This window comes from Dellaglioa sp. CoH-56-MRSF-13, from assembly GCF_056782095.1.
Map to the genome: position 1 here is coordinate 1 of NZ_JBXAYC010000065.1, position 432 is coordinate 432.

At 59.0% G+C, this 432-nt stretch carries 1 protein-coding gene; it reads left to right on the forward strand.

All coding sequences use genetic code 11. The features are described 5' to 3' along the window. Nucleotides 1-150 precede the first annotated feature (150 nt). Nucleotides 151-357: a hypothetical protein gene (locus tag AC1RP1_RS07910; protein WP_281116311.1), complete on the forward strand. Its 207-nt coding sequence runs from the start codon at nucleotides 151-153 to the stop codon at nucleotides 355-357. The last annotated feature ends 75 nt before the right edge of the window (nucleotides 358-432 follow it).

The window sequence follows — 432 nt, forward strand, 5'->3', positions numbered from 1 at the left end:
GGCTATGATCGTGGGCCAAAGCGTAGACCGAAGTGACAGTCCTGATCCGGATGTTGCTGAGGTGCACAAGGCTGGTGAGTACCAACTGTTCGCGACGGACGCGATCGTACGGCGCGTGGCCCATGCGTTGTTCACGTTGGAGCCGCGTCTATGATTCCGAGTGCGTGGGTGGGAAAACGTGAATTTGCATTGAACTTTGGATTTGAACGCCAGTTTGCTGCGGATTTGGATACGGCGCTCACGCTACTGGCCGCCGTCAACGACTATGGCACACGTCAGGCACTTGGGCCGGACTGGTGCTCGGCGCTGGACCGGTTGGAACGCAGGTACGAGAGCCTTGATGGGGAGGACGAATGAAATTCGATGACTGGGTGGAAGCGTTCGAGGTGGCGGACACGGAGCCCGCTGCAAAATCGCAGCTGGGTCGCCGTC